Here is a 20,904-nt window from a genome sequence, read left to right as displayed (position 1 = left end):
TCAGATGCAGTTTCACCGACCTTTCAAACTATTTTTCGTTTTAGGTTCCATCTTCATAACCTTCTTATTAATGGCAGAGGTGACTGGCTCTAAATGGTTCCAAGTAGCAATCGGAAGTAAGGCCTTAACCATGACCTTAGGTGTAATTCCATTTCCGATCACATTTATAGTAACGGACCTTTTAAATGAGTATTATGGAAGAAGAGGTGTAAGATACCTAACCCTCGTTGGGATGGTAATGATCGTTTTGGCATTCTTCCTTCTTCAATTGGATATGGCTATTCCTGCGGCAGGAAATTCGCCAGTAGATGATCATTCCTTTCAGGTGGTATTCTTTAATACAGGGCAAGTGATCACAGGCTCTATCGTGGCTTACCTAATCGGACAGCTTGTGGACATCCAAGTCTTCCATTTAATCCGGAAGAAGACCAAAAACAAACTTCTTTGGCTGAGAGCCACCGGCTCCACAATTTTCTCACAACTGCTGGATTCTTATGTCGTTATCTTTGTTGCCTATTGGGGAACTTACGATTTCCAAACACTGAATTCTATTTCTTACACGAACTTCTTCTATAAGATCTTTATTGCGATCGGGATCACTCCTTTGATCTACCTCGCCCATTATTGGATCGAAAAATATCTAGGAGAAGATGCTCATAAAATGGCAGAAGCAGCTCTCAAAGAAGGCAAAGAAGAAGTTCAGCCTTACCCGGGATAGCGGTTCACACAGAGTTAAAAGGATGTACGGGTTTTGGAATTCACTATAATTCTTTATTTATTTCTCTGCGACTCCGTGCCTCTGTGTGTCAATTTTAGAGTTTTAAATATCGCACAGAGGCACAAAGACACGGAGAGCTTGTTTTTATTACCAATATAACCAGAGCCGATTCTGCCAAGGATCTAGATAAGAAGAATACTTAGTCGTTTCCGACTCCTTCTGAAATCCGGAGCTTAACAGTTTGATTTCGAAAAATATGACCTGGGTCTTTACAATCTTCCAAACTAGGGTTCCTGGAGTTACGGGACATTCTTCTGTTTCTTTACTAAAGATCACTCTTTGGTTTTCTGAAAAAAGAATTTCCGCATGACCGGGACTAGATACCTGGACTTCTCCGCCAAAAAGTTCAGAGTAAAGTTTCGCTGACTTAGAACAATCTTCCGCTTTTAAGCTGGTACCAAAGAAACTGAGAGAGTCTTTCTCCATAATCTGGTCTAATCTCCGAAAGCCAAAACCGGGTATTTATTAGGTTTACGGCCCGATTCAGACTATAATTTTGGAGTTAGGGAAGTTTTCCAAGCATATGAACTCAAATTTGGATTTTGTTCGGATTTTCGATACCACGCTCCGAGACGGGGAACAATGCCCAGGCGCGGCAATGAGCGAGAATGAGAAGATAGAGATCGCACTCCAACTCGCTAAAATGAATGTGGATGTGATCGAAGCAGGTTTCCCGGTTTCTTCCCCGGTCCAATTCCAGGCAGTCCAAAGAATTTCCAGAGAGATCGAAGGCCCGATCATCGCAGCTCTTGCAAGAGCAGTTCGTCCAGACTTAGAAGCAGCTGCAAAAGCAATCATACCGGCTAAAAAAAGAAGAATTCATACTTTTATCGCGTCTTCCCCCATTCATATGAAATTCAAACTTGGCAAGGATCCTTCCGAGGTTTTGAAAATGGCTGTAGAAGCAGTCAAGATCTGCAGAGACCATGTGGATGATGTGGAATTTTCTCCGGAAGATGCTACTCGTTCCGAGCCTGAGTTCCTAAGAGAACTTTGTGAAGCTGTGATTGAAGCCGGTGCGACCACGATCAATATCCCGGACACCGTAGGATATACAACACCATACGAATATGGAGAATTATTCAAATTTCTCATCCAAAATGTAAAAGGAAGTGAGAAGGCAATTTTCTCCGCGCATTGTCATAATGATCTAGGGCTTGCTACTTCTAATAGCCTTGCCGCCATTCTAAACGGAGCAAGACAGGTAGAATGTACCGTAAATGGAATCGGAGAAAGAGCCGGTAATACAGCCATGGAAGAAGTGGTAATGGCCCTTCGTACGCGTAAGGATAAATTCGGAATACAAACCAATATCCAAACGGAAGAAATTGCAAAAGCTTCTTATCTTGTAAAAACGATCACTGGGATGGTGGTACAACCTAACAAAGCAGTTGTAGGTGCAAACGCATTCGCTCATGAATCAGGAATCCACCAAGATGGCGTTTTGAAAAATAGGGAAACCTATGAGATCATGACTCCTGAAAGTGTCGGGATCCAATCCAACCGAATGGTACTCGGAAGACATAGCGGAAGAGCGGGATTTAAAGATAGGATCGTTCGTTTAGGCTTCAGCCCTCATCCGGAAGAATTAGAAGCAGCATACCAAAGATTTTTGGAAATAGCAGATCGTAAAAAGGAAATTTTCGACGAGGATATTCGCGCATTATTCGCTGATGAATCCAGAAAATCTTCCAACGATAAATATGTATTAGAAAGTTTTCATGTAACCACTGGAACTAAAAGTACACCTACTGCAAGTATCCGACTTTCTATCGAAGGAAATCTAAAAGAAGAATCCGCAACAGGAGACGGTCCAGTAGATTCTATCTTCAAAGCAATCCAGAAGGCCACTATAAGTGGTGATGTGGAACTTATTAAGCTTGTGATCTCTCCAGTAACAGAAGGACAGGACGCATTGGCAGAAGCTTCCGTTACTTTAGAAAAACATGGAGAAAGAGTCGTCGGAAAAGCAAGTTCCACTGATATTATTGAGGCTTGTTCTCAAGCGTATATCTCCGCATTAAATCGTTTTTCAATGAATTGAAATTTTTGCCGAATCATGTTCGGTATCTATTTTCAAAATTCCTAGAAAAACCGTTGCCTTTTCTAAATTCAGGTAAAATCCTTTCTCAGTAGAACGAGTGTTCTACTCAAATAAAAAGAAAGGTGAACTGTGTGTCTTCTTTAGATATTTCCCCAATCTTTCGCCCGATAAACATCGGAGCCGAAACTATTTCGAATCGTATCATTATGGGATCCATGCACTTGGGTTTAGAAGGAATGCCCAAAACTGCTGATAGAATGGCTGCATTCTATGGCAAAAGATTCGAAGGAGGAGTTGGACTCATTACCACCGGCGGGATCTCGGTGAATGCAGAAGGGAAAGGTTCTAATATATTTTTCGATTTCCAAAAGGAAGAAGACTGCCAAGAACTTGAAAAAGTCGCTTCTGTTCTTAAACCAATGGGAATTTTCTGCGCACAATTATTCCATGCTGGAAGATACGCCTACCATAGAGAACTCGTTGCTCCGTCTGCGCTACGCGCACCTATCAATCGATTCATACCAAAAGAACTTTCAACGGAAGATGCTTGGAGAACTATCCGAGATTTCGGATCTTCCGCATTACGTGCTAAACAAGTGGGTTTTAGAGCCGTAGAAGTGATGGCTTCCGAAGGATATTTAGTAAACCAATTTTTCTCAGAAGTGACTAACAAAAGATCGGATGAGTTTGGCGGTTCACCAGAAAATCGTAGAAGATTTGCAATAGAAACAATGAAAGAAGTCCGCAAACAAGTGGGTCCAGGATTTCCAGTCATCGTAAGAATGTCAGGGATCGATTTGATCCCGGGCAACCCAACCTTCGAAGAAGTAATCGCACTTGCAACTGAACTTAAAGAAGCGGGAGCAGATGCACTCAATATAGGAATCGGATGGCATGAGTCTAGAATCCCTACAATCTCTCAGTTAGTTCCAAGAGGTGCTTGGGCAAAGATCGCAGGGAAAATAAAGACTGCAGTTCCGGGAATTCCAATCATCGCTTCCAACAGGATCAATATGCCTGAAACAATCATCCAAGTATTGAACGCTGGAGAAGCGGATATCGTGAGCATGGCAAGGCCATTCTTAGCAGATGCAGAAATCGTTAATAAGATCAAAGAAAACCAAACAGAAAGAGTGAATACTTGTGTAGCTTGTAACCAAGCTTGTTTGGACCATACTTTCAAAGAAGAAATGGTCTCTTGTTTGGTAAACCCTTCTGCAAACAGAGAACTGGATTGGAAATCTCTTCCTCAGGCCAAAAAACAAAGAGTTGTAGTAGTTGGTTCCGGACCAGGGGGAATGGAATCCGCAAGAGTTGCCGCTTTACGTGGCCACGAAGTAATTCTCTTAGAGGCTTCTGGAAAACTAGGTGGCCAATTAAATCTTGCAGCAGCCATCCCTGGTAAATTCGAATTTTTTGAAACGATCCGTTATTTCAAAAATGAACTTCCTCGTTTAAAAGTGGATATTCGTCTGAATACAAAAGCGGATCTCAAGATGTTGGATGATCTGAAACCGGATGCAGTGATTTTTGCAACTGGAGTTCTTCCTAGAAATTTAAATCTTCCCGGCTTAGACAAAAAACCACATGCAAGTTATGTTGAGTTCCTGAATGGAACATTCAAACCAGGTTCCAATGTTGCTATTATCGGTGGCGGTGGAATCGGTGTGGATGTTGCTCATAAACTTACTGAGGAGAAGGATCCGGATATTCCTACTTACTTCGAAAAGTACAATGTGAATTCTTATACACAAGCTGTGATCCAACCGGAAACCGCACATAGGAAAGTTTCTATTCTCAGAAGGAATGGAAAAGTAGGAGCAGGTCTTGGAGCAACCACCTCTTGGGCACTTCTACAAGAATTACAATCCAAAGGAGTGGATTTCCTTTCTTCTCTTACCTATAAAGAAGTAACAGATAAAGGTCTTGTGATTGAGACTAAAAAAGAAGGGGCAAAAACTTTAGAGTGCGATTCTATCATTCTTTGCGCAGGACAAACAAGTGATGCTTCTTTGTATGAGACTTTTAGCAAGGAAAGAAGTGGAATTCCTTCTTATTTGATAGGTGGAGCAAAAGATGCTTCCGGAATAGATGCTAAGCGCGCTATGTTAGAAGGTTATTTGGCTGCTTCTAAGATCGGAACAGAACAAAACTAAAAAAGTACAACCAATCTAATAGATTTCATACCCGTTTTTTCGGAGGCAGGTATGAAATCAAAATTAGGAATCTGCATATTTTCAGTTCTACTCAGTATTGGAACGAATACATTCTTCCATTCTCTGGAATACCAAGATTGGATTTATTCAAATATATTCCCTTCAAACAATCAAAAGGATCCGTGCGAATCTTTAATTTTCCTAGAACAAGATTGGGAAGTTTCTGAACTTTCCGGTAAGAAGATCAGGAACTTTTCTTTACCCAGGAATCTTTCAGACTTAGGCCATTCTAGTCTTCTAATCTCTAAATCGATCTATTTTTCGGAACTTCCCGATTGTGAACTTTCACTTCTTCTTGGAAAAACCTCGGAAGGTACAAAATTATTTTGGAATCGTGTACTTCTTTCAGAAAGATCCGAAAAGGAGAACAAATTTGAGTTTAGCTACGATAAGAAGAAGGTTTATAATTCCCTTCCTATCAAAAATGAGAACAGGATTGAAATCTTAGTTTCAGAATATTTCGAAAGCGAATTAGGGGTATTAGAGGGAATCCCGAGTATCGGGAATTCGAAGTATATTTTACAAAAACATTATAAATTTCAGATCTATTATCTAATCCTGATCTCTACATTTCTACTATTAGGAATGTATTTAGTCTTTCTTTCCCTACAAGAGAGACAATTGGAATCCCATTCTTATTTTGGAATATTTCTTATCCTATTCTTTCTATTTTCATTTTTTAGCTCGGAATGGAAATTCGAATTGGAATTGGATTTTTTATTTTGCAAGAAGGTGGAATATATTTCTCTTAGCCTTCTATTTCCATTTTTCACATTCTTCTTTTCAAAATTTTGCAGGGATAGGCATCACCCTTTTGAATTTCCACTATTCTTATGGGCTGGATTTGTATCCTTCCTATTTATCTATTCCTCCAATCCTTTAGAACTGGATAAATTAAATCGAACATTGCTACAACCCTCTTGGATTGTATATCTTTGGATCTTATTTAGATGTATTAAAGCCAGATTAACTGAACAAGATGGCGCGGGCTTTTTAGGATCGATCTGTTTTTTATTATTTTCTATCCTTTTGGATATTATATCCGCTCGGGCATGGATTGTATTTCCAAGAAGTTCTGAATATTCCGTTTTAGGCTTTATACTATTCTGTTCCTTCAGGGTTTCGGGAAGATTTGTAGAAATGAAAAATCGCTTAGAAAGTTGGAATGAAGATCTACAAGAAGAAGTTACCTTAAAAACGAAAGAACTTTCTGAAAGTTTAATGAACGTTCGTAGCTTAAAGGAAAATCAGGACGGAGATTATTTCTTAATGAGCATTCTACAGTCTTCTTTTCAAAATAGTTCTCGGAATTTCGGAGATTTTGAAATCGAGACCATGGTCTCCCAATTTAAAAAATTCGAATTCAAATCCAAGCCAGGAGAGATTGGAGGGGATATTATTTGCTTAGAAGAGATCCTGATCGGAGAAAGGAAATTCTTAGCAATTCTAAACGTGGATGCAATGGGAAAATCTCTACAAGGAGCAACGGGCGCACTACTCTCCTCTTCCATGTTTAAGTCTCATATCGATTCTTCCGCATCCGGATTTTATACTCCCGAGACATGGATCGTTTCCTTATATAGAAAGATCCATGGATTATTCCAGGGTTTTGACGGAAATCTGTATGCAACCGGGGTTTTGGCAGTTTTGGATCCAGAAAATTCCTGTATCTTCTTTTTGAATGCTGGCCATCCAATATCTATTCTTCTTAGAAACAATATTTCAGGATTTATAGAGACGGATACTTCTTACAAGATGGGAATTCCTTTTTTAAAGGAAATTCCGAAAGTATATTGTATTTCTCTAAAGGAGAATGATTCAATTCTTTTCGGTTCTGACGGAAGAGAAGATCTTAGATCCAGAACGTTAAATGGTGAGATCCATTCATTTTCTGAACCATTTTTATTAGAAGTTTCGAATACGAATGCAGATCTTGTTCTACTAAAGAATAGAATGTCTGAATACGGAGATTATATAGACGATTTAAGTTTAGTACGTATCTTCAGAAGAGTAAATCCTCAAAAAAAATCCAGGGATCTATGGAAAGAGACTTCTAAAAGAAAGAATCTACAAAAAGGTATTCTTATATGGAAGAATGGAGATAAAAAAATCGCATGTTCCTTTTTCTCCAAACTAAGCGCAGATGATCCTAAAGACAAGGATCTGGCTTATATCACCGCATGGGCTTATTGGAAAACAGGAGAATTGGAGAAGGCCAAAACATATTCCGAAAAACTGTTGTATAGAGATCCTAAAAACCATCAGAATCTTGTACTATTAGCAAAAATTTATTTTCAACTAGGGATTAAGGATGTTATACTTCTAGACTTACTGGAGGATACCGGGTTCGACGTGCAAAGAATGTTCCGTCCAACAGATTATTTTAAAAAGGTTTCATAAAACATTCTAGAAACATCGCTAAACTAAGGTCCGTTTTGTGGCTCAGAAATGCCAAAACTATTCTTTCCCGTTGACTTTTTGCGGGTATGTTTCTTAATGGAAACCACATTTTCCTCTGGTTTCTAGAGGAGTTATCCAAAATGAAAGTATACTCAGCCGACAGAGTGCCGAACTCAGCAGATTATAATTTATATGTAACCGAAGGAAGTGCCAAAACCAGGCTTAGTTTATTCGAACCTGATCTTCCCGGGTATTTCGAATTAGCTGAAAATGATAAAGTTCTAAAGTCTTTGGCATATACAGTTCTTCTAAACTACACCCAAGATAGAGAATTCGCTCTAAGGAATACAAATCGATTCCTGAATTTTCTAAGTGATATTGTTCATAGGGATTCATGGTTCTTCCTAGCCAATCGAGTTGAACAGTTTATTAAAGATGTAGAGAATTTCGGAGTCGAAATTTCCTACGACTTTTGACTTAGCCTCAAAAATCTGATTGTCCTAGGATCTTCCAAGAATATACTAACTTAAATCACGTGCCGGAACTTCCCTCCCTTACCCGTCAAGGGGCCTTTACCCGGTTGGAGCAATAAATGAACCCAAGAGTAGTGACTTTTCACTATAAATTAACAGATAAAGAAGGAAACGAAATCGATTCTTCTCAAGGAAGCCATCCTCTCTCTTATCTGGAAGGAACCGGACAGATCATTGCCGGTCTAGAAGACGAAATCAAAGGTATGAATGCAGGGGATAAAAAAGTAATCTCCGTTAATGCTGATAAAGCTTATGGCCAAAAAAACCCTGAATTGGTTTTCGATGTGCCTAAAAGCCAATTCCCAGAAGGGGAAGAATTGAGCGTTGGAATGATGTTCCAAACCGACGAGCCGGATACTGTTTATACGATTACTGATATCAAGGGAGAGTCTGTGATCGTGGACGGAAACCACCCATTAGCTGGGGTGGATCTGATTTTCGATGTTCAAATCGTAAATATCAGAACAGCAACCGACGAGGAAGTGAGTCATGGACATGTTCACGGTGAGGGGGGACATCACCACCACTAATCTCAATAATGGCGTCCTTAGAGTCACTTAACGAAAAACAAAAGGAAGCTATCGAGACCCTAAACGGCCCGGTTTTAGTGATCGCCGGTGCCGGTACGGGAAAAACAAAAACAATCGTCCACAGACTTTCCAAATTAGTCGAATCAGGCATCCCTGCCGAAAACATACTACTTCTAACATTTACACGTAAAGCTTCCAAAGAAATGCTCTCTAGAGCTGTGTCACTTTTAGATAAAAGATGCGCTCGAGTTCATGGAGGAACATTCCATTCTTTCGGAAGTCATATTCTCAGAAAATACGCTCCCGTTCTTGGATTCTCCTCTCAGTTCTCCGTTTTAGATGAATCAGATACTTCAGATATATTCCAACTTTTACGTACAGAAGGAGAATATGCAAAGCAGAAGTCCAGGTTCCCTTCTAACGATACATTGATCTCTCTCCATTCTTCTATCATCAATCGAGGAAAACTTTTAGAAGAATTATTAGAGGCAGAATATCCCAAGTTTTTGGACCAAGAATCCGCTATTCGTAAAATTTTTCAGGAGTATGCGGATTATAAAAAACAAAGATCTTTATTGGATTATGATGATCTACTGACTTATACAAGAGATCTTCTGAATAAGAATGAAACCGTCCGAAAAAAAGTCTCAGAACAATACCAATATATCATGGTGGATGAATTTCAGGATACGAACCAAATCCAAGCTCATATCGCATGTCTACTTGCATTAGATCATGAAAACATTCTGGTGGTAGGAGATGATGCACAAAGTGTGTATTCTTTCCGTGGAGCGGATGTAAATGGAATATTCAATTTTCCGAAATTATTCCCTAAAACCAAAACAATCTATCTAGAAAGAAATTACAGAAGTACTCCATCTATCTTAAATCTGGCAAATGTGGTGTTAGCTAATTTTAGGGAAAAATATGAAAAGTATCTATATACCAAAAATGAAGACTTCCAAAAACCTGCACTCGTCGGTTATGCCGACGAATTAGAAGAAGCAGAAGGAATTGCCGATTTAATCTTAGAAAGAAGAGAAGATGGAATCCCATTAAAGGATATTGCCGTTCTATTTAGGTCTGGATGGAATTCGAACCAATTGGAATTAGTTCTTTCTCAGAGAAATATTCCATTCTTAAAATTCGGCGGCAAAAAGTTCGTAGAAAGCGCACATGCAAAGGATTATCTTTCTCTTCTAAAAATTAAGGAGAATAAGACAGACTCCGTTTCTTGGCTAAGAGTTTTATTACTTCTTCCTGGGATTGGAGCCGCAAAAGCAAGATCCATTTTGACGGATTTGGAAAAGTCCAGCGGAAATCTGGAAAGGATCGTTTCGGAATCCAAAGGTGCCACCGCTTCTCATTTAAAAGAATTAAATCATCTTATTAACGATCCTGAAAAAGACTTAAAAAAACTTTTAGGAAGTTATATGGATTATTATTCTCCTCTGCTCGAAAAAAGATATGATGATTCCAAAAGAAGATTAGAAGATCTGAATGCATTCTTAACACTTTCCCAAAAATATGAAACCTTGCATGAGTTTTTAGTGGATATGAGTTTAGAAGGACCCAGCCGCAGCTTAGACAAAATTTCTCCTGAGGAAGAAGACGAAAGATTGGTATTATCTACAGTTCATTCTTCCAAAGGATTGGAATTTGATACCGTTATTTTATTGAATGTATCAGAAGGTTCTTTTCCATCCGGAAGAGGCGAAAAAAACTTAGAGGAAGAAAGAAGATTATTTTATGTGGGGATCACGAGGGCCAAAAAAAAATTGGTTCTCACCTACCCTCAAATCTCCCAACAAAAAAATTCACAATACTTCAATCGAGTTTCCAGATTTATAGAAGAAATCAGAGAACCGGAAAAAGTTTTAGATAAAAGTTTCATTAATAAAAAAGAAGAAGTTACGGGTCCTTCTTCTTCCCAAAATCCTCAAAACCAGAACGATTCAGATGCTAGAAAAAGAATTAGAGAGTTTTTCGGTTCCTGACCCTATTCCGGCCAGGAATTGGGAAGAATATCTGATCTCTATTTGGGATTCTCTGAAGATCAGGTCCCGGCGATTTAAAGAAAGCCATGTCCGTTCAGTAGAACTGAAATTTTATCCTTATAGAAATGGAAACCATTCCATCTCCTTTCATAACGGAATCCTATCCGCTAAATTTCACACTTCTTTAATGGGTGCCAGAGAAGAGATTATCTTCGCCTTTATTTCATTACTCATTTCTAAATTATTGGGACTCAAACCGAAACAGGCTTGGAAAGAAGAAGTTGCAGAATTTCTAAACTCCCTCCCCGAATCGGGATCTACAAATTTCAAAAAACTGAAAGAAAACGGGATCGCTTACGATCTAAAGCTCATTTTAGACAAAATTTCTTCTTTATATTTCCCTAAAATTGATACAAAAATTTTATCTATCGGCTGGGCAGATCGCCTAGGAAGGCGAAGATTGGGTAGTTACGAAAAACGGAATATGAATATACGTATTAGCCCGATTTTGGACCATAAAGAGGTTCCAATTTACGTTTTGGAGCATGTGGTACATCACGAAATTCTACATCATATTCTTCCAAGCAGAATAAAAAACGGCCATAACTCGATCCATAGTCCTGAATTTAAACGTAAGGAAAAAGAATACGTTAGATACAGAGAGGCCATAAATTGGTTGAAAATGGAATATCCTAAGTTTCTAATGAAACACCAAAAAGAAATCGGCCATAGGCTTAGATCAGAGTTTTACGGATAAATTTTATGCATCCGAACCATTTCGAAACAGTATATATTCGCAAAAATATAATAGAAGAAGAACTTTCAAAACTTCTAAAAGAGTTTTCCGGCTTAAGTTATAAATCCCTATCAGATTACGATAAGGGTGTTTATGACGGATACACCCAAGCAGTTACGGAAGTACTTAGAAAAATACAAAGTAAAAGATAAGATAGATACGCAGTCTCAAAATCCTGGATTATCGCGTTTCAGTTTCGGGTCTTTCGTTTATTCCGGATTTTCTACTGCTCATTGCTTTTTGTCATCTCGCCCAAATAATGATTTTCTTTTCTGAAATTTGTTCTATAGATCGGATATGTCTTTCGCAAAGAAAGTACTCTTAATTTCTATTTTTCTTTTTTGCTCAAATACGATCTTGTATTCCTCTCCGTATGTTTATAACGATTTTTCCGGATGGTCGCAGACCAATCCTTTAACGCCGGATTATTCCAATTATTCTCCCAGATTTTATAATCAGGAAACTTCTACTTTAAATACCGTTGAATCAAAGGATTTGCAGAAAGAAAAGGAACGTGTGGAATTACGCCGTTCTATGTTAGATTGGCACCAGGGTTTAGGCCTTTTAACCTGGGGATTCTGGCTGGCTACCAACTTGGTAGGAGAACAGGCACTCTCTAATTTAAAAAGAGAGTATGAACCTTATGCAAATTTTTTGCTCATCTCTGATCCGCAAAAAAATTTACTTTTATATACTGCACTCATGAAAGCTTCTCCTTGGGATTCCGAGTCTTCCGGGAGTATGCATTCCGCTTTAGCCGGAACAACTTTTGCTTTGTATACAATCACTGCAGGTCTCGCATTCTTCTCCCCTTCCAAAAGTTTAGAAAGAGAACCAGGACTTAATACGATATTCACCCATAAAGCAATGATCTGGATCCATTTACCCGCAATGCTTGCACTCCCATTTATAGGAGAAAGGATCTCTAAAGAAGGTCCAAGTGCCGCAAATGAAATGAGAGCAGTCGGCTGGGCAGGTTTCGGAGCATTTAGTGTTTCTATCGCAGTTTTTTATTTTTAAGGAGTAATTACGTGTCTTACCTTTTACGTTTTTTGATTTTGTTCTTATTTAGCGTTTCTTCTATCTTTACAGAAGAATTAAAACTACAAGAATCGAATATCAGTTTTATAGCAATCCACCCGTTCAAAACAGTGAATGGAAAATGTTTCGGAACTACCGTTAGCCCTATGACATTAACTCAAGGCGCAAACGGTTTACAAGTCCCTAAACTTATAAAAATTGAGATCCCTATTTCACAGATCAAGTCTGGGGATGAGAATAGAGACGAACATATCATCGAATCCTTAGGATATCCTACAGTTACAAATATCAGTTTCTCAAGTACATCCATTACCGCAAAAGAAAACGAATGGACTATCACAGGAAACCTAACAGTCAAAGGAAAAACAAAAACGATTCAATCTATTGCAACCATTCAAAAGGAAGGACAAGAAACCATTCTTTCCGGTAAATTCCAAGTTTTAATGAGCGATTTTGATGTAGAAAGACCTAGTTTGTTATTTGCCACTGCCAAGGATCAGGTCAGCATCGAATATAAGTTCGTCTTAAAACCTTAATTACCTTTTACCTAAAAGTTCTCGTATCCCGTCTTCTAATCCATCTACACTTAAAAAAAACATAGGAAATACTTTTTTGAGTTCGTAGATGGTAGGAGCATCCCAATATCTTTTGGGTTCTGGATTCATCCAAATTGTGTTAGCGAAATGGGACTTGATCCTTTTAAAACTATCTAATCCGGATTCAGGATGTTCCGGCAATTTAGATTCCTGCCTAAACCTAGAATGATAGAATCCATAAGCAGGATCCAAAAGTTCATAAGGAGCCATGTACGCGTCTCCTACTATGATTAATTTGGTATCATCTTTATGTTTTCTAAACAAATTTTTTAAAGGAACCGGATATCTTAGATCTCCCTTAGGATACACAGAATCGTAAACGGAATTATGAAAATAATAATGCCCGAACTCCTTAAAATGATTCATCTGGTGGGCGGCAGAAAAAAGTTTACTTACTCTTTCCGCATAAGGAGTCATACTCCCACCAGTATCCATTAAAAGTAATACTTTGATCCCATTCTTTCTAGTACGATCAAATACAAGCTCAGGATCTCCCGCATTCCTACAAGTTGCGTCCACGGTTTTCGGAAGATGGAATTCAGGGATTCCTTCCTTTCTCAGGTTCCTAAGTTTTTTAAGTGCGATCTTGATCTGACGAACATCCAATTGTTCATCGGTTCTATAGTCCTTATACTTCCTTTCCATGGCTTGGAAAATAGCGGACTTTCCACCCCCTTCTCCGCCGATGCGGACCCCGCCAGGATTTGCTCCTGAATGTCCAAATGGAGAACTTCCTCCAGTTCCGATCCATTTATTCCCGCCATGATGTTCCCCTTTTTGGTTTTGGAGCCTGTCCAAAAACTCTTTCCAGAGTTCTTCAGGAGGGATCATTCCTGGCGGAAGTTTATTCGGATTTTCGAATATATTAGAAAGCCAATCCATCATTTCCTTACGGAAAGATTCTTTGAGAACTCCTCTTTCTCCGAATAACTCGGTGAATACAAGATCAAACGCGTCGTAATATTTTACGTCTTTAACTAGGCAGAGTCTGGAAACTCTATAGAATTCGTTCAAAGAAAGAAATGTTTTGCTTCGGGTAAGGGCATCAGTTGCTTTTATAAAATCAAGCAACTCCACAGTGGAGATCGGAACTCCAGATGATTTCAGTCTGTAGAAAAAAGGAAAAAACAAGTTCCTTATCTGAACAATTTCAGATCCTCTTCATTCTTTACAAGAGCACCTATATAAGGAATTCTTCCATCTTCCGGAAGTTTTGCTCCCATATGGATTAGAATTTGGATCCAATCCAGTAGTTCGCTAGTGCCCGGCTTTTTTTTCATATCGTCCATTGTGCGGATCACATAGAAGGATTCGAGTGCTCTTTTCAAAAGAGAAGATTCAATCTTAGGAAAATGAGAAGATACTATATCAGCCATAAAAGCAGGTTCAGGAAAATCTATATAATGAAAAATACATCTTCTTAAAAATGCAGCCGGAAGTTCTTTTTCGTTATTGGAAGTGATTAATGTTAAAGGCCTATTGATTGCCTTTATCTTACGACCGGTTTCCTGAATCACAAATTCCATTCTATCCAATTCTAAGAGTAAATCGTTAGGGAATTCAATATCAGCCTTATCTATTTCATCGATCAATACAACGGAAGGTTCTGTAGCAGAGAATGCTTCTCCAAGCGCACCCAATCGGATATAATTTTCGATATTACGGACCTTCTCCTTATCTTCCGTAAATCTAGAATCGTTTAACCTAGAAACTGCATCATAAAAATATAATCCTTCTTTTGCAAGAGAGGTGGATTTTACGTGCCAGGAATATAATTTCTTATTAGTCTTGAAGGATAGATAATCCGCTAAAAGTGATTTCCCTGTTCCTGGTTCCCCCTTTAATAATAAAGGTCTTGCAGTGATCTCAGCGACTTGGACCGCCTCCTCTAATTCTTTAGAGAGTAAGTATGTTTCAGGCTTATTTCTTTCTTCCGACATGATCAACCTGCTACGTGAATTTCTGAGATCAAAACATCAGGGACCTTGATAGATGAGTAACTGTCAGAATATTCATTGGAAATCCCCTGGATTTTATGAAGTAGATCGAAATAGTTTGTGTTCATTGTGATACGATCCACTGCATGTTCCGGTTTTCCATTTTTATAATAGATCCCTTGAATCCCGATTGAAATTTCTCCGGAAACAGCACTACAACCTGCCCCACCTTCCAACTTAGTTACGAAAATACAATGTGAATCGGAAGCCAATAGTTCATCTCTGCTCTTAGTACCCAATGGAACGATCATATTGGAAAAAGAAGTACCTGCTCTTCCAGAATAGGAACGAATACCGTGGCCGGTAGGTAATACATTGTCTTTTTTGGCGGATTCTAAATTGTACAGATATGATCTAAGAACGCCATTTTCTAAAACTTTGGTCCGGGCAGTTGTAGGAATTCCTTCCGCATCCACCAAACGAGATCCAGGATAATCCGGAGTGTGGGCTTCACAATAAATACTTAATATAGGAGATGCGACCTCATTCCCAAGTTTCCCGACTAAACGAGAAGATCCTTTTTGGACCGCGTCTGCAAAATAAGGAGAGGAGAACATTCCGAAAATCTGAGGACTGATACGATTTCCTAAAACAATCGTATACACTCCGCTGGGAAGTGGTTTCGCTCCTAAAAGTTCTGTTCCTCGATGAGCGGCTTCCTTTGCGATATAGGATGGGTCGAATTGGGAAATATCCCTACCAGAGCGGTAATAACTTCCCATCTTCTTGATATCACCTTCGGCGACTACAAGCCCTGTTCCGAGATATGCAACATTTGATTCTTTTTTAACAAATACACCTTTCGAGTTTGCGATCAAACTTTGGGTGGAACTTTTTCCCACACCAACATGTGGAACATTCTCCACCCTTTTATCCGACTCCCAAGAAGCATGATCCAAAGAAAGACCAAGCTCCCTCATCCATGCAAAATCCAATTTTTCTAATGCAGGATTATAATGTTTTAAATCCACTTCTGCCAATGGTTTTGGTCCGGGAAGTTCCATATCCAGAGGATCTGTGATCTCAGTTTGGTCCATTGCATCTCTTACCATTTGGGAAAGAGCTTCTTTACTAAAACGTTCGCTATAGGAATATCCAGGACGGGAATTATTCAGAACACGAATACCAACCCCTCTAGAACGGGAAGTTTCAGTAGAAACAATCCTACCTTTAAATACTTCTATCCCAATATCTTCTGAGTCGGTAGCGATCAGGTCGAAGGAATCGATTCCATATCGTTTCCCTTCTTCTAATACGAATCCGGCGGCTTGCTCCAAATCCATTATCTTCCCCCCACTAGAATCTCATCTACTTTCAGCGAAGGTTGTCCTACCGTTACAGGGATTGAACCGGAAGAAGCACCGCAGGTCCCTGCGGCCAATTCTAGATCTTTTCCTACCATTGAAATTTTCGGAAGAATTTCGTGGCCCTTGCCTATCAAAGTGGCTCCTCTTACAGGTTCCGAAATTTTTCCATTTCGGATCACATAACCTTCTTCTACTGCAAAATTGAATTCTCCAGTAGCCGGGTTTACGGAACCGCCACCCATACGTTTTGCATAAAGCCCAAAATCTACCGAGGCAAACATCTCATCCAAAGAATCTTTTCCAGCTTCGATATAAGTGTTTCTCATTCTGGAAACTGGAGCGTATTGATAAGATTCTCTTCTTCCGCTTCCAGTTCTAGGGGATCCTGTCTCCATAGATCCGATCCTATCTGCAAGATAGGCTTTCAGAATTCCGTTTTCTATCAGAAGTGTTTTTTGTGTAGGCATTCCCTCATCATCTATTTTCAAAGAACCGTATTGTTCTTCAATGGTTCCATCATCGTAAGCTGTAAGGCAAGACTGTGCGATTGGCTCACCTAGTTTTCCCACAAACGGAGAAGATTTTTTACGGATGGCTTCAGTTTCTAAAGGATGACCACATGCTTCGTGGAAAATTACTCCGCCGAAACCGTTGCCCATTACCACAGGCATTTTTTTACCTTCTATATAACCTGCATCCAGCATGAAAAGAGCTCTTTCGCCTGCTTTTCTTGCGATATCTTCTACAGCGAGTCCTTCGAAAAATTCGAATCCCTTTAAAGCGCCAGGAGATTCACTTGCTACGAATCTTTCTCCCTTATTTTCCGCTGTTACAGAAAGGAAAAATCTACTTCTAACTCTTAAATCTTCTACCCAAAGTCCTTCTGAGTTTGCGATCAGAACATTTGTAACTATATCGGAAGCGCTAACTCCTACTTGTATGATCTTAGAAGAAACTTTTCTAGCGACTGTGTCCGCTGTTTGTAGGAGTTCCAACCTTCTAAATGGAGGAACTTTTCTAGGGTCATGTATATTTTTAGAAAAAGAATATTTAGAAACATCTCCAGGAAGTGTGAATGTTCCAGAGCCATTTCCTACTTCGCCGCGAGAATCGGCTAATAAGTGAATTAAAGAAAGTAAATGTTGTTGGTCATCATTACTTGTATAGGCATATAAAACATCAGTTCCATATACCAATCTGATCCCGATCCCATAATCGGTTGCTGCAAGTGATTGTTCTATTTTTTGATCTCTGAGTGAAATGGAAGAATTTCTGGATTCTTCTTCATAAATTTCTACAAAGTCCGCTTTTCTTTTTTTACCCGCGTCGATCAGGGTTTCTATATTGGATTGATTCATAACCTTTTACTTTAGACAGAAATTTTTTGATAATAACGGAAGGAAAAAGGATCATTCGAATTTAGGGAATGGTATCCCGACCGGAGCCGAAGCCAATCCTTCTAATGCTAATCGAATATACTCAGGTCCTTTGATATCTTCGTATCTAGGAACCAAATGAAAATGCATATGAGCCACTTTTTCTGCAACTAAGAGTGTATATATTTTAGGAGGGGAATACTTCTTCTGTATCCAATCAGTTGCAAATTGAAGAGTCTCTCCTAAGTCCTTGAATTCTTTAGGGTCCCAGTCTGAATATTTTTCTCTATGGGAAATTGGTTCTATATACAGATAACCTGGGATTTTTTTATCTTCAGGCGCGTGACGAATGATAAAAGAAGAATTTTGGTGAATTAAACCTGGGATCTTTGCCCCGCGCAACACGGAGCATATGGGGCATTCTGGAGAAACGACTAAAGTTTTATGGGCCATTACACCCCGCTGCCCTGGGAAAGATAGGATTTGTATTTTTCGTAAACCCTAAAGATATAATCCTTATCTGAACAAAAACGGATAATACATCTATAGAAATGATATCTTTCCAGATCCTTTCTTTCTCCGTTCTCATCCACCTTATGTTCTTTTAAAAGAGACTTTAACATTCCTAAAAATAAGGATCTTTCCTTCTGGTTATAACCTTCTTGGGAATAGCGTACGCCTTCGAGAATATTTACGAACTTTTCGGCAGATGTTTGGAATGCATCTGGAGAGGCTAGGAACTCGGACTTTTCCTCAGGTGAAAAAGTGGAGAGATAATCATGGAATAATGTGAGTTGTATCGCCTCTACCAAGGACTGGGTTCTAGCCTTTGTTTCGGTATAAAAAGGAGTTCGGATGCTATATTCCACAAAGTCTTGCCAGGAAGATTTGGTGGTTTGTATTTTATGTAGTTCTAACAGGCTCATATATTTTTAAAGCTTTTCAGTTTGGGGTTTTCGATTATGGTTTGAGTATTACAGGATAAAAGCCGCCTATGTCAAAGGTTTTCCGATTCTTCTTTTTGCTTTTCTTTCTCTCCTATCCCTTAAGCCTTACTGCTTCCGAAAAGTCTCCGGAGGAGTTATTAAATTGGTTTTTAGAATGGTCCGGACATCCGATTTTAACGGAAGAAAGGATAGTTCGTAATATAACTGCCGAATATATTGCGGAGTTAAAAAAAGACTCTGAACAAAGTTTAGAATTGTTTCTAAAAAGTGATCTAAAACCTGACAGAAGACAAAGCCAAAAACAAGGTATAGATAAACTTAGAAAAGATCTAGAAAGCCTGGAAAGGTTCGAAGGGGTGCAGATCAAATTTTCAGGAAAAGAATGGGAAACCCTATTTTATAATAAGGGAAATTTCCCTGATTCCTATTACGAATTCGAAGCCGGTCCGGTTTCCATTAGATACATATTTCGTAATCTAATATACCGCCCTTTGCCTAAATGGGGAGAATTAAAACTACAAGGAAGTTTTCTACTCTTCTCCGAATCAGGAGCGCTGCTATTATACAAAATTACCCCAGACTTTCCAATCAAGGATCTGGACATCAGAGAAGTCCGTACATTCTTCGAAGAAAATAAAAAACATGCCGAAAATGTGAAAAACTTCTCCGAAAACAAAACGGAACTATTCTATTTTCCTAATCATAATCTGGCCCCATTCTATATATTACTTCTCTCTAAAATACTACTGGTAATCTCTTCTTTCATTATATTTATATTATATGCTGGAAGGTTCTGGAGATTCCTTATAGAACAAACTCGTAGAAGTCAAAAGGCAGAAGCCTCGTTTTTAGCGGCTAAGAATAAGGCAGAGAAAGGATTTTTGTCCGATTAGGCCTTGTTTTTTCGGGCCTATTTTACTACAACCATATTTACTATACAAATATTTGCACTTTTTTCACACCTCTTCTAATTTTTTGGGTGACATAAGAGAAGTTTCGTCGGAAACTTTTCCCAGGGAATCCGAAGGTTTTTTAGATCCGACCTGGAATTTGTCCGGGACTAAGAGTATCCTTCGTATTAGAAAAGATTGGATTCCCATTAAAAAAGTACACGCAGTTTTATCTGAGGGGGAACCGGGTCTTGGCAAGAGAAGGAGCTAAAGAGTCCATGAAGAAGCAAAAAGAAGAAGCGTTGGACGATTCTAAACGTCAGGCGATTGATCAGGCAATGACCCAGATCGAAAAACAATTCGGTAAGGGTTCTATTATGCGTTTAGGAGCAGCATCCGCAAGTGTAATTGCTCCTGTGATCCCAACTGGGTCCTTAGATTTGGATATTGCCCTCGGTATCGGTGGTTATCCATTAGGAAGGATCGTAGAGATCTATGGTCCGGAGTCTTCCGGTAAAACCACCCTAACCCTTTCTGCAATTGCCGAATGCCAAAAGAAAGGCGGAGTAGCTGCATTTATCGATGCAGAACATGCCTTAGACCCTGCTTACGCAAAAAAGCTGGGAGTTAACCTTGAGGAACTATTAGTTTCTCAGCCGGACAATGGCGAAGAAGCATTAGAAATTTGTGAATCTTTAGTCCGAAGTAACGCGATCGATATCGTGGTTGTGGATTCGGTTGCGGCCTTGGTTCCTAAGGCAGAGATCGAAGGAGATATGGGAGACTCTCATATGGGGCTGCAAGCAAGACTTATGTCCCAAGCACTTCGTAAACTGACTGGAACCATTTCTAAATCCAAAACGGTTGTGGTATTCATCAACCAGATCCGTATGAAAATCGGTGTTATGTTTGGTTCTCCAGAAACAACCACAGGTGGAAACGCATTAAAGTTTTATAGTACAGTTCGTTTGGACATACGTAAAATAGAAACCTTAAAAGAGAAGGAAGAAGCCACTGGGAACAGGGTACGTGTAAAAGTTGTAAAAAACAAAATGGCACCACCTTTCCGTCAGGCTGAATTCGACATAATCTTTAACTCAGGAATTAGTCGAGAAAGTTCTCTCGTTGACTTGGCTGTAAAACACGACATTATTAGCAAATCCGGGGCCTGGTATTCCTATAATACGGAAAAGATAGGCCAAGGAAAAGAAGCAGCTAAAGAATACCTGAAATCAAATCCAGAGATCGCATTCCAAATAGAAAATATGGTAAGAGATCTAAACGGATTACCCCCTTTAGCACCTGACGGCAAACTACCACCTGCTCAGCCGTCGGAAGAAGTCCAAAAAGCAGCAGGCTAATATTACTACTGGCTTTCTTTTTAGAAACCATTGACCGCCGGATGAAAACTCATCCGGCGTTTTTTTATTCCAAGCCTAATCCCGGTTTTTAGGAT

General features: G+C 39.2%; 20 protein-coding genes. 13 read left to right on the top strand and 7 right to left on the bottom strand.

Annotated elements, in window-relative coordinates; genetic code table 11:
* Positions 1-4: 4 nt before the first annotated feature.
* Complete coding sequence (locus tag CH377_RS11325) at positions 5-718, top strand: queuosine precursor transporter (protein ID WP_100723916.1); 714 nt, start codon at positions 5-7, stop codon at positions 716-718.
* Positions 719-865: 147 nt separating this feature from the next.
* Here CH377_RS11325 and CH377_RS11320 read toward each other — a convergent pair whose 3' ends face one another.
* The gene (locus CH377_RS11320; protein ID WP_100723915.1) at positions 866-1,204 is read right to left on the bottom strand and encodes a hypothetical protein; all 339 of its coding nucleotides are present in this window, start codon (positions 1,202-1,204) and stop codon (positions 866-868) included.
* 97 nt (positions 1,205-1,301) lie between these two features.
* On the opposite strand from CH377_RS11320, the gene CH377_RS11315 reads away from it, so the two are divergent.
* The 10 genes from CH377_RS11315 (at position 1,302) to CH377_RS11270 (ending at position 12,871) form a co-directional block, all read left to right on the top strand.
* Entirely contained in the window at positions 1,302-2,822 is a 1,521-nt protein-coding gene (locus CH377_RS11315; RefSeq protein WP_100723914.1) for a 2-isopropylmalate synthase, read from the top strand.
* 131 nt (positions 2,823-2,953) lie between these two features.
* A complete protein-coding gene (locus CH377_RS11310) occupies positions 2,954-4,978 on the top strand; it encodes an oxidoreductase (RefSeq protein WP_100723913.1) in 2,025 nt (674 codons plus the stop codon).
* A gap of 51 nt (positions 4,979-5,029) precedes the next feature.
* Positions 5,030-7,438 carry a SpoIIE family protein phosphatase gene (locus CH377_RS11305; RefSeq protein ID WP_100723912.1) on the top strand — a complete coding sequence of 803 codons (2,409 nt, stop codon included), beginning with the start codon at positions 5,030-5,032 and terminating at the stop codon, positions 7,436-7,438.
* Positions 7,439-7,578: 140 nt separating this feature from the next.
* On the top strand, positions 7,579-7,914 hold the full coding sequence (locus tag CH377_RS11300; protein WP_100724049.1) for an LIC14007 family protein: 336 nt from the start codon (positions 7,579-7,581) through the stop codon (positions 7,912-7,914).
* A 116-nt stretch (positions 7,915-8,030) separates the two neighbouring features.
* Positions 8,031-8,501, top strand: coding sequence for an FKBP-type peptidyl-prolyl cis-trans isomerase (locus CH377_RS11295; protein WP_100723911.1), 471 nt, complete (start codon positions 8,031-8,033; stop codon positions 8,499-8,501).
* An 8-nt stretch (positions 8,502-8,509) separates the two neighbouring features.
* The gene (locus CH377_RS11290) at positions 8,510-10,498 is read left to right on the top strand and encodes an ATP-dependent helicase (RefSeq protein ID WP_100723910.1); all 1,989 of its coding nucleotides are present in this window, start codon (positions 8,510-8,512) and stop codon (positions 10,496-10,498) included.
* Positions 10,461-11,255: a SprT-like domain-containing protein gene (locus tag CH377_RS11285; RefSeq protein ID WP_100723909.1), complete on the top strand. Its 795-nt coding sequence runs from the start codon at positions 10,461-10,463 to the stop codon at positions 11,253-11,255. Before CH377_RS11290 ends, CH377_RS11285 begins: the two co-directional genes overlap by 38 nt.
* Before the next feature lie 5 nt (positions 11,256-11,260).
* Complete coding sequence (locus tag CH377_RS11280; RefSeq protein WP_100723908.1) at positions 11,261-11,446, top strand: hypothetical protein; 186 nt, start codon at positions 11,261-11,263, stop codon at positions 11,444-11,446.
* Between the two features lie 205 nt (positions 11,447-11,651).
* Positions 11,652-12,314 carry a hypothetical protein gene (locus tag CH377_RS11275; RefSeq protein WP_243402115.1) on the top strand — a complete coding sequence of 221 codons (663 nt, stop codon included), beginning with the start codon at positions 11,652-11,654 and terminating at the stop codon, positions 12,312-12,314.
* An 11-nt stretch (positions 12,315-12,325) separates the two neighbouring features.
* A complete protein-coding gene (locus CH377_RS11270; protein ID WP_100723906.1) occupies positions 12,326-12,871 on the top strand; it encodes a YceI family protein in 546 nt (181 codons plus the stop codon).
* On the opposite strand, the gene CH377_RS11265 is transcribed toward CH377_RS11270, so the two are convergent.
* Genes CH377_RS11265 through CH377_RS11240 form a run of 6 tightly spaced genes read right to left on the bottom strand, consistent with a single transcriptional unit; the run spans position 12,872 to position 18,537 of the window.
* Complete coding sequence (locus CH377_RS11265; protein WP_100723905.1) at positions 12,872-14,062, bottom strand: VWA containing CoxE family protein; 1,191 nt, start codon at positions 14,060-14,062, stop codon at positions 12,872-12,874. It lies immediately after the preceding gene.
* Between the two features lie 5 nt (positions 14,063-14,067).
* Positions 14,068-14,871 (bottom strand): AAA family ATPase, encoded by an 804-nt coding sequence (locus CH377_RS11260; RefSeq protein WP_100723904.1) that lies wholly within the window; start codon positions 14,869-14,871, stop codon positions 14,068-14,070.
* A gap of 2 nt (positions 14,872-14,873) precedes the next feature.
* Complete coding sequence (locus CH377_RS11255; protein WP_100723903.1) at positions 14,874-16,211, bottom strand: TldD/PmbA family protein; 1,338 nt, start codon at positions 16,209-16,211, stop codon at positions 14,874-14,876.
* On the bottom strand, positions 16,211-17,593 hold the full coding sequence (locus CH377_RS11250) for a TldD/PmbA family protein (RefSeq protein ID WP_100723902.1): 1,383 nt from the start codon (positions 17,591-17,593) through the stop codon (positions 16,211-16,213). Before CH377_RS11250 ends, CH377_RS11255 begins: the two co-directional genes overlap by 1 nt.
* Before the next feature lie 51 nt (positions 17,594-17,644).
* A complete protein-coding gene (locus tag CH377_RS11245) occupies positions 17,645-18,064 on the bottom strand; it encodes an HIT family protein (RefSeq protein ID WP_100723901.1) in 420 nt (139 codons plus the stop codon).
* Entirely contained in the window at positions 18,064-18,537 is a 474-nt protein-coding gene (locus CH377_RS11240) for a hypothetical protein (RefSeq protein WP_100723900.1), read from the bottom strand. Before CH377_RS11240 ends, CH377_RS11245 begins: the two co-directional genes overlap by 1 nt.
* Positions 18,538-18,605: 68 nt before the next feature.
* Here CH377_RS11240 and CH377_RS11235 point away from each other — a divergent pair, with 68 nt between their 5' ends.
* Positions 18,606-19,451 (top strand): hypothetical protein, encoded by an 846-nt coding sequence (locus tag CH377_RS11235; RefSeq protein ID WP_100723899.1) that lies wholly within the window; start codon positions 18,606-18,608, stop codon positions 19,449-19,451.
* A gap of 275 nt (positions 19,452-19,726) precedes the next feature.
* Positions 19,727-20,809, top strand: a complete 1,083-nt coding sequence (gene recA / locus CH377_RS11230; RefSeq protein WP_100724048.1) for a recombinase RecA — start codon at positions 19,727-19,729, stop codon at positions 20,807-20,809.
* Positions 20,810-20,904: the final 95 nt, after the last annotated feature.

The organism is Leptospira haakeii (genome assembly GCF_002812045.1).
Classification (GTDB): domain Bacteria; phylum Spirochaetota; class Leptospiria; order Leptospirales; family Leptospiraceae; genus Leptospira_B; species Leptospira_B haakeii.
Note: the sequence above shows the minus strand (reverse complement) of the source record. Positions and strands in the feature narration are given on the sequence as shown.